Here is a 13,391-nt window from a genome sequence, read left to right on the forward strand (position 1 = left end):
GTTATGAGACCTTGCTTTTCTTTTTAAGTGGCATCATTTTCCCGTAAGTACCAAGACGCCAAATGTACTCAAGTGGCCCGTATTGGTAATGTGAAAGCCACCAGCGGCTAATAAAGATTTGTAACGTGTAGAAACTAATGCAGAATATTGGTCCAACCCATAATGGAGCAGGATAATAATTTTTAAGAAATAGACCAAATACAAGTAATGTAACAATTGTATGCGAGATGTAATTTGTTAATGCCATTCGTCCAACGTATTGGAATGGACGTAATAACGTTTGCCATTTTTCTTTTTGTAATAAACGCATTAGTGTGAAAATGTAGAATATGAATAACGTTTTTCCGCTAAACATTGTAAAGACCTGCATATAAATTGGTTCATAAAATGGTTTTGATAAGAAGTAACGAACCATGAAGAACCACATTGGTAATGTAAAAAGGAACATAATAATTTGCCATTTTTTAAGCTTTGGATCTAACTCTTTCGCGCGGCGGAAAATATCCTTTTTGCCGGCGTATAAACCAAGTAAAAACAGCCCAACTGTTTCTGGGAGCATAAGTAAATTTAATCCAATTCCATCAGCGTAAAATGCATGGAAACGATTTTGTATTTGTGACAGCCAGTCTTCTAATGGCATGATAGGTAAGGAAAAACCTAGCTCTTCCTTTGGTACCAATGCAACCGTAATACCAGCCATTAGCATAATGAATTGAAAAATACTCAATAAAACGATAGCCCATATTAAAATAGTACGAGGTTCTCTCTTATAAAATAAAAATAAGAAAAATCCAGCAATCGCATAAGTATGTAAAATGTCTCCGTCCCATAAAAGAACGTAATGTAAGAAACCGAATAATAATAAAATAAGTAAGCGGCGAACAAATAAAATTTTTGGATGATCTGTTTTCGCTTCAGCACGACTCATAAAAATATAAAAACCTAATCCGAATAAAAACGAAAAAATTGTATAAAATTTCGTTTGAATAAACATATCGTAAAATAGGCGAATGTAGCTGTCTATCCCTTCGTAAATTCCTGAAAGATCACGTGAGTCAACCCCGGCGATAACAGGCCAATTCACAAGAAAAATACCTAGTACAGCTATTCCTCTAATAATATCAATGGAGTGTATCCTCTTGCCTTGTGTGAGATTTTGTGTCATTTTTTTCCTCCTTGTTAAGTAATTCCCTTTTATTATACGAAATGTAAGGTGGAGGGGATAGGGGATATTTCCATTTTTTTAAACTGTTAAGTTATGTAGGATGAGATATAATAAGAGTGCACAACAAGTTTTAACCTTTTTCAAAACAGGCAGTAAAGCTCCTTCTTATAAGGAGCTTTCTTTATGAAAAGTGTTGATAATGATTCTCTTTAATGATAAACTGTATTCAAAAGTGATAATCATTATCAAAAAAAGGTTGGTGCGTAAGTATGGTATATGCATTAGTAGCAGGTACAGTCGCTGTATATGCAGTTATTGCGAAGTATGTTTTAAATGGAGTAGGAACAGCAAAATGAGTGATATGACATAAAATCCCTTTCATTTGTAAAAAGAATGAAAGGGATTTTTTATTTTTAATGAGAATATGCTGAAAATTTAGTATGATAGTAAAGTGAAACTGTAATCAATGGGTAGGTGTAACTCTCACTGGTTATGAGCTCGCAAATAGCGAGGAAAAGTATATACATCTTGGATAAAGGGGAACAAGGGGATGACAAACATAGTACAGACAAACGGTATGAAAAAACTTGTTTGTTTTTATGAAGAGTGGCAAAAACACGGCGATGCAGAGAATAGTTTAAAGTTGTTTGAGGTAATTCAAAAATATAAACAAGAACAGCTTATGATAGCGTTCTGCGGTCACTTCTCTGCAGGGAAATCAACGATGATGAATCATCTATATAAAGCGCAGTTGTTACCGACAAGTCCAATTCCGACAAGCGCTAACGTTGTCAAAATTGAAAAAGGAATGGATCGTGTTGTTGTAACGGTTAAATCTGGAGAGCAGTACGAATATGACGGTGCATATTCAGCAGAAGAATTAAAACAAATTTGTAAAGACGGCGATGAAGTAATTGGTGTTCATATTTATCGAAACGACGCGCCGATTCCTGAAGGGGTTATGTTAGTTGATACACCAGGGATTGATTCAACAGATGATGCCCATCAATTAGCGACAGAGTCGACACTTCATCTGGCAGATGTCATTTTTTATATGATGGATTATAATCACGTCCAATCGGAAGTGAATTTACAATTTGTTAAAGAATTGAAACAACGTAATAAAACGGTTTATCTCGTTGTAAATCAAATAGATAAACATAAAGAAAATGAATTATCGTTTGAGAATTATAAAGATAGTGTAAAACAATCATTCTCTAACTGGGATATTGAAGTAGATGGTGTTTATTATACGTCATTACGAATGATGAACCATCCACATAATGAAATTAGAAGCTTAGAAGCGTTAATTACTTCTATTATGAAAGAAAAAGAGCAGTATGTAAGGACTGGAATGGAGCGAGAAACAGAATATTTAATGGGAGAACATTTCTCGTTTATTGTTTCTGAAAATGAAAAAGCTCTCTTGAAATATGAGGAAGAGTTAGCATCACCACTTTCTATTTCAGAGGTAGTTGAAAAGAAGGAAGAGTTAACGGAAGCGAAAAATCGTGAGGCAAGTAAAGAATCTTATGTGAGAAATGAATTTATAAAAGGTTTACAAGCTATATTAGATAACGCATATTTAATGCCGTTTGAAATGAGAGAATTGGCAAATGCATATTTAGAAACGAAATTAACAAAATTTAAGGTCGGTTTGCTATTTGCGAAAGGAAAGACGGAGCAAGAAAAACAAAGACGTGTAGAGGCGTTTTATTCTGCCCTTCAAAAGACTGTTGAAACGCAGCTTGATTTTCATGTGAAGGAATTTATTGTAGCCTTCTTAAAAGAAGAAGGATTGTTCACGGAGGAAATTGGGAAAGACATATATGGGTTAGAAATTGCTTTCGGACCAGAAATGTTGGCTGAAGTAATTAAACAAGGCGCAGGTTTCACAGGTGATTACTTACTTCTTTATACAGCGGATGTAGCGAATGAACTGAAGAAACGTTATTTTATAAAAGCACAGCAAATTTTTGATAAAAGTGCGGTCGTTTTAAAGCAAAAGGTGAGAGAAGCAGTTGCTCGTATTGAAGAAGAGATTGAAACATATACGATGCTGCAAACGGCGAAAGAAACACAATTACAATACAGTAACAATTTGGAGGCATATGAAGACTATTTACGAAATGTTTGGCACGATCATGTTGCTACGCCTGAAGGGCTGCAAATAGATGAGATATTGCAAAGGGAAAAGCAAATTGTTAGTGAGAAATTTACACTACAAGAGCAGGAAATCGTAAGCGATAACGTAGCGGTTCATGAAGAAGAGCTGAAAGGAACGGCGGCTTTAAATATTCAGCGGATATTAGAGAAAGTGAAAAAAGCTGAAACGATATTAGAGCCATTGCCAGCGCTGAAACATGTACAGCAAGAGGTAATAGAGAAAAGAAGACGTGTGGAAACAAAACAATTTACAGTAGCGTTATTCGGGGTATTTAGTGCTGGAAAATCATCATTTGCCAATGCCTTACTCGGTGAGAAAGTACTTCCTGTATCACCAAACCCGACGACGGCAACGATTAATCAAATTTTGCCGGTTACAGAGGAAAAACCACACGGAACAGTAATTGTTCAGTTTAAATCAAAGCAAGCGTTATTAGAAGATATGAAAGCTGTTTATAAGCTGTTTCATTATGAGATTGCTACGTTAGATGAAGCGTTAGCACAAATTGATAAAGTTATGAAATATCCTTCACCAACTGGGAAGCAAAAAACAACATTTAGCTTTTTACGAGCGGTACAAAAAGGATATGATGCAGTTTCTACTTATTTAGGAGAACAAGTACAAGTTACATTAGAAGAGTTCTCTGATTATGTAGCGAATGAAGAGAAATCATGCTTCGTTGAGTATATGGAACTTTATTATGATTGTGCTTTAACAAGGCAGGGAGTAGCGCTTGTAGACACACCTGGAGCGGATTCTATTAATGCTCGCCATACGGATGTTGCATTCCAGTATATTAAAAACGCAGATGCTATTTTATTTGTAACATATTATAATCATGTATTCTCTCGTGCTGACCGTGAATTTTTAATTCAGCTTGGTCGTGTAAAGGATACTTTTGCCCTTGATAAAATGTTCTTCTTAATTAATGCGGCGGATTTAGCAGAGTCTGAAGAAGAACTTGAAATGGTAAAAGGTTATATCGCAGATCAGCTGCTGCAATACGGTATTAGAAATCCGCGTTTATTTGCAATTTCAAGTTTATGTGCGCTTGAAGAGAAACAAGGAAAGAATGTTGAAAAAGAGAAGTATGGTATTTTACAAAACTCTGGGATTACGAAGTTTGAGGAATCATTTACGTCCTTTATGATGAGAGATTTAATGCTTGTTTCTGTGCATGCTCTATATGGTGCTTTGCAAGGGGCAGATCAGCTTTTAGTAAACATGATAAAGGGTGCAAAACAGGGGAATGAAGAGAAAGAGAAGCAAACGAAAAAATATGAAGCAGAGCGTGATCAACTACTTCATATCATTTCATCATATAGTGTACTTGCTGAAGAACAGGCGATGCAAAATGAAGTGAAAGAGTTGCTTTATTACGTGCAACAGCGTCTATTCCTGCGCTATAACGATGTGTTTACTGAATTTATTAATCCGGCGTCACTTCGAACGGATGGAAATGTGAAAACACAATTGCAACAGTGTGTTATGGAATTAGTAGCATTTATTCAGCATGATTTATTGCAAGAAATGCGTGCGACATCATTACGCCTTGAAAAATGGATAGACGAAGCGATGAAGCGTGCAAAGGACGAAATTGTAGTGAACTGTAAAGTAGAAAATGAATCAATTTCTATGAATGGAATAGTGGAGTATGAATATAAAGATATTACACATAAAGAACCGTTCCCTTCAGTTGAAATAAAAGATTTCAAAAAAGCACTGGCACATTTTAAAAATGAGAAAAGCTTTTTTGAAAAGAATGACAAAGCTTTTATGCAAGAAGACGCTAAATCTGTATTAGAACCGTTCGTATCAAACTATGTAGCTGATGAAAAAGATTTATTTGTTCATCATTATAAGCAAGAGTGGGATATGAAGTGGAACTTATTCCAAAAAGTGATGCAGCAAGATGTGATGAACTATTATGAAAGTATATTGTTTGCATTGGCTGAAACGATCGATGTATCTCTATATGAACAAAGTAAAGAACAATTGCAAAAGCAGTTAGTAGAGATTGAAAAAGAAATTTATGTTATATAGTCGTTATGAGAAAAAGATTCGTTCAATTTTCTTTTGCAGTACAGTATCTAAAGATTTTACAAATCCAGCAAATTCATCGGTAGAAATCATATGAGTAAGAACGAGTCGTCTGCCATCTGGTGTTTCACCGCATAAGACGAATGAAGAAAATTCATATGTTTTGTTTTCAACTACTAATTTTGGATAGGAATACGTGTCGCTTTTCTTCTTCTTTCCATCAATAGAGATGACGTTGCATTTTTTCTCATTGTTGTCCATGGTGAATCCCTCCTTTCTATTACTTATGGTAGACAAGGAGGGTTTAGAACAATAGAGAAGGGGGAATTTTTTATGTCTGTTGTAATAGAACGTATTCCAAAAGAGGCTATACCGAAGTCTTTATTGCTACTTGCTGATCCAAGTGAACGGCAAATAGCTACATATGTACAAAGAGGATTAACATACGTAGCTAAGCAGGGGGGGAGCGTTATCGGTGTATATGTTCTTTTGGAAACAAGGCCAAAGACGATGGAAATCATGAATATTGCGGTTGCAGAGCATTTACAAGGAAAAGGGATTGGGAAGAAGCTATTAAGGCATGCTGTAGAAACTGCTAAAGGATATGGTATGTCAAAACTTGAAGTTGGTACAGGCAATTCTAGTGTTTCACAACTTGCTTTATATCAAAAATGTGGATTTCGTATTTTTTCTATTGATTTTGATTACTTTTCGAAGCATTATGAAGAAGAGATTATTGAAAATGGGATTGTATGTCGTGATATGATCCGGCTTGCAATGGAATTGAATAAAAACGTATAACTATTTAGGGGGAAGAGAAGATGGAAGTACATAAAGCAATTACAGCACATTCTCGTAAACAAAATGAAAGTGTAAAAGCATGTTTACAATTAGATGCACAGCGTGAAGCAGCTATTGAAGCTGCCGTATCTCTTGCGTCAAATGGAAAAGAATTTTCGGTTGATGTCATTAATGTTGTAACGAAGCAAATTAATGATCTTGCAAAAAATGGTGTTACCTTGCAGCGTAAATATGTTACAGAAGAAATGGTTATGGAGTATGTAAGTCGTTTGAAAGAGAAAGAAGGTCGTTAAAGATGATAGTTACAGTCGAATGGTTACGTGAGCATATAGAAGATGAGAATGTCCGTATAATCGATTGTCGTTTTGATTTAGCGAATCCTAATTGGGGTAGAGAAAAGTATGAAGAAGGACATATTCCTCATGCGTTATATTTTGATTTGAATTTAGATTTATCAAGTCCTATAGCAGAACATGGTGGCCGCCATCCTTTACCAAATATTGAGGAGTTTGCAGACAAGCTTTCGGAGGCTGGTATTGATGAGCATACGACAGTAATTGCGTATGACAGTCAAGCCGGTGCAAATGCTGCTCGTTTATGGTGGTTATGTAACTATGTAGGACATGAGAAAGTATATATATTAGATGGTGGTTTCCCGGCTTGGAAAGAGAATGGACTACCGACAACAACGGAAATTCCTGTTGTTATACGAAAAACATTCAAAACAAACATACAAGATCATATGCTTGTAACGATGGAAACGGTCAGAGAGAATATCCGTGCAGGTGCGGATGTTACATTAATTGATTCTAGAGAGCCAAAGCGTTATGCTGGTGTCGAGGAACTTGTCGATCATAAAGCAGGTCATATTCCGACAGCGGTAAACCATTTTTGGAAGGATGGAATGTTGCAATCAGGACAATTTAAGAATGGAGCTGGGCAACAAGAACGCTTCCAAAATCTTTCGAAAGATAAGGAAACCATTGTATATTGTGGTTCTGGTGTTACAGCGTGCCCAAATATCGTTGCATTAAAATTAGCTGGATTCCAAAATGTTAAATTGTATGCAGGTAGCTGGAGTGATTGGATTTCTTATCCAGAAAATCAAATTGCAAAAGAAGAAGATTAATCACTTGCATGCAAAAATAATTTGTATTAAAATAAGGTCACAAGCAAGAGATTGCTCGAAAAACTTTGTATTTTACACATTGGAAACAATGTGATAATATAACGACAAGTAAATAATACATCCTGCGGTGTACGTAACTTATTTATGTCTAAAACCGATGTTAGTTATACGGAAGCTCAATATTTAGCGACCATCATCAAGCCTTCCTTGTGGAGGAAGATGTACGGTAACTGTGAGGGCATCCACCTGCGAGTAGCGGGTTTTTGGACATTTACGAGGAACGGCACGTGCGGGGGTCTTATTTCAACTAACCTTATATAAAATTCCTACGGTGTACGTAGCTTATGCATGTCTTAAACCAATAAGTTTAATATGGAAGTTCAATATTTAAATGTAGCTAACATGCCATCTTTTTAAGAAGGAAGTTACAAACATTTGTGAGAGCATCCACCTGTGAGAGCAGGTTTATGGACATCTAGAGAGAACGGCATATGTGGGGCTATATAAAAACCTTACGTTTTATACGTAAGGTTTTTTTGTTGCATAGATATATCAATATTATCTTGATTCACCTGTGAAGTTTCCGTAATAAATGTAGCACTTTCTGTCTTCATCAATCTCTCTTGAATCTAAGGAGAACTCCATAGACATGCCGTCTCGCTGAATATATATAATATCTGAATGAAGAGATGGTAAAATTTCTTCATAGTTCCATACATCTTGACTATCTACTATGTTTGAACTCGTTTCACTTAGTTCTCTAATTTCAAAACCGATGTAGGAGTATGTAGGGTCTGAAGGGTCATTTGCGAAAACTTCTTTTTGAATATAAATAACTGCTGTTCCGTCTGGATCAACCGAAGTTGCAGTAACAACATAAGTATTTTTCTCTTTAATAAAATATTCACAAGTCATGCGTGCAATAATTTCAGAATTAGAAATATTGGCGTAGTTCCATAAAGCAGGATACCCTTTCGTTTCATCATTAAGTCGATATTCTAAGCGCATTTAATCCCTCTTCTTCCTTTTTCTTCTACTTTATCATGCCATCCTATATAATAGGAATAGAATTTAAAAAGGGGAGTGCGAAGGTGACAAAAACGAAATGGCTAGTAGGTGGTGTCGTAACGTCTTTAATGACTGGCACTTTATTTGGTTGCGCACAAGATCTTCCCCCAAAACCAAATGATAATAGTTGTTCTGATTGGGATTGGGATGATGAACTTGGGGTATGGCAGTGTGATGATAGTAGTTCAGGTTATCGTGGGCATTATTTCTATGGTGGGCGATACTATCAAAATAAATCCACTTTTAAAAATTCATCGGCGTTTAAATCGTATCAATCGTCTGCTGAATTTAAAGGTGGAATTGGAAGCGGTTCAAAGGGAGGATTTGGGGGCTAAAATATGTCGCAATACATAAGGGATCGAAAAGAATTTTATTTAAAATATCCGGATTTTTGGTCGGATTTATATGAATGTGAGTATAGTTTGTTTCATGTTTTTTCTATAACAAATCAGACTTTGGACCAATTACACTTAGCGACTGAACGAATGGGGAAAATATTTTTTAAGACTGCTAGACTGCTGCGTAATTTAAGTGACGAACAGCTTCTAGATCTTGGCTTTCCATCCGCGAGTTTATCTTTCATTAGAATGAAAGGGCTCTATCCTGAATCTGTAATTTCGCGATTTGATTTTGCTGTAACAGAGGATAACAAAATCAAAATGCTTGAGTTTAATAGTGATACACCAACTTTTATTGTGGAATGTTTTCAAATGAATGGGAAAGTATGTGGAAATCTAGGCTATGATGATCCAAACTCGGATCAAGAACGATTGCTATCTTCTGGTGTAACGAAAGCAGTAATGGAAGCGACAAAGGGATTAGATAATCCAAATGTTGTTTTTACAGCACATCATGAACATATCGAGGATTGGAATACCACTATGTATTTAAGTCAGCTATGCCATGTTGAAAATAAAGTAGTGCCAATGTCAGAACTTAGAATTACAAAGGATGCTCTAGTCGATAAAGATGGGGCGAAGATTGATGTTTTATATCGCCAAACATATCCGATAGAAGATTTAATTGAGGATCAAGATCCTGAAACAGGAGATTTGGTAGGTGTGGAATTGTTACAACTTGTAAAAGCCGGAAAGCTTTTTATAATAAATCCTTTGTCAGCATTTTTACTTCAGCCAAAATCAATTCAGTGTCTTATTTGGGGGTTAGCAGAAGAAGAGGCCTTTTATACAAATGAGGAACAACAGTGGATTAAAGAATATATGTTACCTACATATTTAGAACCAGATTTATTTTTAGGAAAAGGTTCTTTCGTTCAAAAACCTTCATTTGGGAGAGAAGGAGATACAATTACGATTCGCGATAAAGACGAAAATATTATGCTTCAAAATGCACACCAAACATATAAAGCGTCACTGCCGATATTTCAAAAGTATATCGAACTGCCAGTCGTATCCTTGGAAACAGAAAAAGGGATCGAGAAACTGTCATATGTGTTTGGTTCGTTTTTAATTGCTGGAAAAGCGAGTAGTATCGGTATTCGCGCGGGAGAAAAGATTACAGGAAATGAATCGTACTATTTACCGGTAGGTATAAAAAGGAGGGGGAAAAATGATTAATTTTTTATTATATTTAGCAGTAACACTTGGACTTTTATGTATTGGTCTGTTCTTGATGGAAGTGACAACGAAAGTTAAGGAATTTAAGTTAATGGCTCAAGGTAATAAGGCGGTAAGCTATGTGCTTGGAGGGCGATTACTTGGGTTAGCTATCGTTTTATATTCGACAGCAGCTAATTCAATTTCACTTCTTGATATGATTTCGTGGGGAGCAGTTGGGATTTTGGCTCAAATTATCGTCTTTTATTTAGCTGAGTGGCTTACACCACGCTTTAATATAAACAAAAGTCTCGAAGAAGATAATCAAGCAGTCGGTCTTTTTCTTATGTTTTTATCGCTTTCAATTGGGATTGTAATTGCTGGTTGTATAACTTATTAAAAACTTTACGTTTAAACGTAAAGTTTTTTATTTTATTCCGTAAAAGCCCGATTGGTGAGGGCTAATAATCAGTGGGGGATGAACAAAACCCCCACTGATTAAAGTTTCACTTTATATACGTTAGTTTGCCATACCATTTGAAAAAATTGTAGGCTACGGTTGACATCTATTTTAAATAAGAGTAACATTTTCAATGTAATGAAAATAAGTCTCTGTTAGGTGAGGCTCCTGTATAGAGAAATGCTACTGCCCAAAAATGTCGAGAGACGCCAATGGGTCAACAGGAATGATCGAATTAAGGTTTTTCTTAACGTAGCTGGTAATGTACCTATGCTATACAGTGCTAAAACTCGGTGAGGGAGAGGTCCGTAGATTTCTAATTATATTAGAAATCGTTTATTTGTGTATGTAATGGCCGCTACTCTCTTAAGGGTAGGGGTCTTTTTTGTTACCAAGCTATGAGTAATTTCATATTATAAACTATAAAATTAAACAAGGAGGTGAGGAGCATGTCAAATTCTGACTCGGTTCCGTTACCCATATACTTCAAATCAAAAATATATGATGTAGGCAGGAAACGATTTGTTCCTCCCTCTATATTTATCACAATATAGCGTTTATAAAGCGCGAGACACTTTCACAGTAAAGTGGATAAATTGAGAAACAAAGCGTTTCTTCCTATGTTGTAAAGGAGGAGACGATAATATGTTATATGCAAACAAAACTGTGGGTAACACGTCATATAAACTAAGTAAAAAATCAATAAAAGAACAAACAATGCTCCAAAAAAATAAAGATTTATTAATTGAAATTGCAACAAGAGATGTAAAATCTGTATTTGCATATTTTAAAACAACAAGAGACGGACTATCAATGAAAGAGGCACAAAAACGTATTCAAGTATATGGCCGAAATGAACTAACTTCAAAAAGAGCACTTCTTGCAGAAGTAATGATGAAGCTAGGTGGCATGATTCCAGGTTTTTCAAAACAACGTGTGTGTGATGAATTACAACGTGAAACGATTACTGTATCTAGAGTAGAATGTTCTAGTAGTACAGGGCTAAATAGTGAACTGAAAATGATGGAGATACCTGTGCAAGAACTTGTACCTGGAGATATGATTTTTCTTTCGGCTGGAGATGCTGTGCCAGCTGATGTACGTATTATTTATGCAGATGATTTATTAGTGAATGAGTCTGTGTTAACGGGAAACGAAGCGAATATAGAGAAGTTTGAGAGCTGCTATCACCTTGAACGTAAACGGTTTATTCCATTAAAACGGATGAAAGATTATAATCCACTTGAGCTTGAAAATGTATGTTTTAAAGGTTCGCATATTGTTAGTGGAAATGCAAAAGCTATCGTTGTTTCTACTGGAAAAAATACGTATTCAGGCATCTTGCATACTTGTTGTAGTAGAACGTCTTAATGTGTTAATGATGCTAAATATACAAAAACAATGTATAATAGACAAAGTTGAGCAAAAACGTAGAATGGTAATCTATTTATATAACCTTACGTGATAACGTAAGGTTATTATTTTTTTAATAGGAGAGGAATTATGAAAAAAGTATTATTAGTTGATGGTATGGCACTATTATTTCGTGCTTTTTACGCAACAAGTGTCTACGGACAATTTATGAAACGACAAGATGGAACCCCTACGAACGGGATTCATGGTTATATGAAACACTTATTAACAGCTACGCAAGCGATCGAACCAACACATATCGTTACATGCTGGGATATGGGAAGTACGACATTTAGAACAGAATCGTTCTCGAATTATAAAGCAAATCGTGCAGCGCCACCAGAAGAATTAATTCCTCAATTTGATTTAGTGCAAGAAATGACTGCAAAATTATCCATTCCAGTTATCGGTATGAAAGGCTACGAAGCCGATGATTGTATCGGTACGCTTGCAAAACAATATTGCAATGAAGCTGAAGTTTATATTTTAACAGGTGATACGGATTTACTTCAACTTGTTGATAAGAGCGTTACAGTCATGCTTCTGCGTAAAGGAATTGGAAATTACGAATATTACACACCGGAGAAAATCATGGAAGAAAAAGGTGTAGAGCCGTGGCAAATCGTCCATGCAAAAGCTTTCATGGGAGATACAAGTGATAATTATCCAGGGGTAAAAGGTATCGGTGAAAAAACAGCGTATAAGCTTATTCAAGAGCACGGAACAGTATCCGCTGTACTAGAAAATGTAGAATCATTAACAAAAGCGCAGCGTACGAAGATTGAAAGTGATTTAGAGAACTTAAATATTTCGTTACAATTAGCCCAAATTCACTGTGAAGTTCCAATTTCATGTTCACTAGAAGAAGGATTACACACAATGGATGAAGAAAAACTTAGATTTGTTTGTGAAGAAATGAATTGGGGAAGACCTGAAATATTAATAAATATGCTATAAATAGTTTGGGAAGAGGGATGTTGCATAAGTCGAACTTTGACTTGGTGACACCTTCTTTTTGTTTTTGTAAACAGTATGATAATAAATAAAATTATGTCGAACTCAATTTTAAATATATAAATATTTCGACAAGATATAATGATAAAAGTTGATGAAAATAATAACTTTTATCATGAAGTGAATTAATTTCAACATAGTTTTAGATAATCATTTTTTCGTGTTCACAAAGTTGTCAGAAAATAAACGAGATTTTCATATGAAGTTCAAATAGAATTCACAACAATCAATTATTATAAGAACACACAGATAATTCTTTATCTTTTATATAAACCATCCCCCAAGGAGGACAATGAAAATGAGAAAAAAAGTGAGAAAATCGTTTAAACAATTATTAATTGAAAATAAACAATCACTATTAAATAATAAAGAAAATATGAAAGAAATTGAAGAGAGAATTGAGAAACGACATGTAGCATATAGTGGTGCCAGTAATTAAATAAAATAAAAAAGATAGCCTATGTAGGCTATCTTTTTTATTTTATATTGAAAAAACGCTATTCAGCTCTTTAATTTTGTAAATATGCAAGATATTTTTATAGCGTTTTTCTATCAATATTACTCATTTTTCGAGGTTG

Annotated in this window: 13 protein-coding genes, 2 other RNA genes and 1 riboswitch; of the genes, 12 read left to right on the plus strand and 3 right to left on the minus strand. The window is 35.2% G+C overall.

Features of this window, described 5'->3' with window-relative positions; all coding sequences use genetic code 11:
* Position 1: 1 nt before the first annotated feature.
* Positions 2–1,165, minus strand: coding sequence for a DUF418 domain-containing protein (locus tag MHH55_RS02180; RefSeq protein WP_078186168.1), 1,164 nt, complete (start codon positions 1,163–1,165; stop codon positions 2–4).
* 550 nt (positions 1,166–1,715) lie between these two features.
* Between MHH55_RS02180 and MHH55_RS02185 the strand changes: the two genes are divergently transcribed.
* Entirely contained in the window at positions 1,716–5,375 is a 3,660-nt protein-coding gene (locus tag MHH55_RS02185; RefSeq protein WP_078186167.1) for a dynamin family protein, read from the plus strand.
* Positions 5,376–5,378: 3 nt separating this feature from the next.
* Here the strand turns inward: MHH55_RS02185 and MHH55_RS02190 are convergent, their stop codons facing one another.
* Positions 5,379–5,633, minus strand: coding sequence for a DUF3931 domain-containing protein (locus tag MHH55_RS02190; protein ID WP_000369740.1), 255 nt, complete (start codon positions 5,631–5,633; stop codon positions 5,379–5,381).
* Between the two features lie 72 nt (positions 5,634–5,705).
* Between MHH55_RS02190 and MHH55_RS02195 the strand changes: the two genes are divergently transcribed.
* The 5 genes from MHH55_RS02195 (at position 5,706) to ssrS (MHH55_RS02215) (ending at position 7,806) form a co-directional block, all read left to right on the plus strand.
* A complete protein-coding gene (locus tag MHH55_RS02195) occupies positions 5,706–6,173 on the plus strand; it encodes a GNAT family N-acetyltransferase (protein ID WP_000117689.1) in 468 nt (155 codons plus the stop codon).
* Between the two features lie 20 nt (positions 6,174–6,193).
* Complete coding sequence (locus MHH55_RS02200; protein ID WP_000451818.1) at positions 6,194–6,466, plus strand: YpbS family protein; 273 nt, start codon at positions 6,194–6,196, stop codon at positions 6,464–6,466.
* Between the two features lie 2 nt (positions 6,467–6,468).
* Positions 6,469–7,302, plus strand: a complete 834-nt coding sequence (locus tag MHH55_RS02205; RefSeq protein ID WP_000637560.1) for a sulfurtransferase — start codon at positions 6,469–6,471, stop codon at positions 7,300–7,302.
* Between the two features lie 116 nt (positions 7,303–7,418).
* Positions 7,419–7,601, plus strand: a non-coding RNA gene (gene ssrS, locus MHH55_RS02210) — 6S RNA.
* Between the two features lie 21 nt (positions 7,602–7,622).
* A non-coding RNA gene (gene ssrS, locus MHH55_RS02215) (6S RNA) lies at positions 7,623–7,806 on the plus strand.
* 54 nt (positions 7,807–7,860) lie between these two features.
* On the opposite strand, the gene MHH55_RS02220 is transcribed toward ssrS (MHH55_RS02215), so the two are convergent.
* Positions 7,861–8,310 (minus strand): hypothetical protein, encoded by a 450-nt coding sequence (locus tag MHH55_RS02220; RefSeq protein WP_001235523.1) that lies wholly within the window; start codon positions 8,308–8,310, stop codon positions 7,861–7,863.
* Positions 8,311–8,393: 83 nt separating this feature from the next.
* Between MHH55_RS02220 and MHH55_RS02225 the strand changes: the two genes are divergently transcribed.
* The 6 genes from MHH55_RS02225 (at position 8,394) to MHH55_RS02250 (ending at position 13,252) form a co-directional block, all read left to right on the plus strand.
* The gene (locus tag MHH55_RS02225; RefSeq protein ID WP_000169030.1) at positions 8,394–8,705 is read left to right on the plus strand and encodes a hypothetical protein; all 312 of its coding nucleotides are present in this window, start codon (positions 8,394–8,396) and stop codon (positions 8,703–8,705) included.
* A gap of 3 nt (positions 8,706–8,708) precedes the next feature.
* Positions 8,709–9,947: a glutathionylspermidine synthase family protein gene (locus tag MHH55_RS02230; RefSeq protein ID WP_000084933.1), complete on the plus strand. Its 1,239-nt coding sequence runs from the start codon at positions 8,709–8,711 to the stop codon at positions 9,945–9,947.
* Positions 9,940–10,326, plus strand: coding sequence for a DUF350 domain-containing protein (locus tag MHH55_RS02235; protein ID WP_000606857.1), 387 nt, complete (start codon positions 9,940–9,942; stop codon positions 10,324–10,326). Before MHH55_RS02230 ends, MHH55_RS02235 begins: the two co-directional genes overlap by 8 nt.
* 204 nt (positions 10,327–10,530) lie before the next feature.
* A riboswitch (M-box (ykoK) riboswitch) is annotated at positions 10,531–10,696 on the plus strand.
* A 335-nt stretch (positions 10,697–11,031) separates the two neighbouring features.
* Positions 11,032–11,757 carry a P-type ATPase gene (locus MHH55_RS02240; protein WP_000964949.1) on the plus strand — a complete coding sequence of 242 codons (726 nt, stop codon included), beginning with the start codon at positions 11,032–11,034 and terminating at the stop codon, positions 11,755–11,757.
* Between the two features lie 132 nt (positions 11,758–11,889).
* Positions 11,890–12,756: a 5'-3' exonuclease gene (locus MHH55_RS02245; protein ID WP_000757075.1), complete on the plus strand. Its 867-nt coding sequence runs from the start codon at positions 11,890–11,892 to the stop codon at positions 12,754–12,756.
* Between the two features lie 355 nt (positions 12,757–13,111).
* Complete coding sequence (locus MHH55_RS02250) at positions 13,112–13,252, plus strand: FbpB family small basic protein (RefSeq protein ID WP_001228048.1); 141 nt, start codon at positions 13,112–13,114, stop codon at positions 13,250–13,252.
* Positions 13,253–13,391: the final 139 nt, after the last annotated feature.

The organism is Bacillus sp. FSL K6-2944 (assembly GCF_038005385.1).
In the GTDB taxonomy this organism is placed as follows: domain Bacteria; phylum Bacillota; class Bacilli; order Bacillales; family Bacillaceae_G; genus Bacillus_A; species Bacillus_A cereus.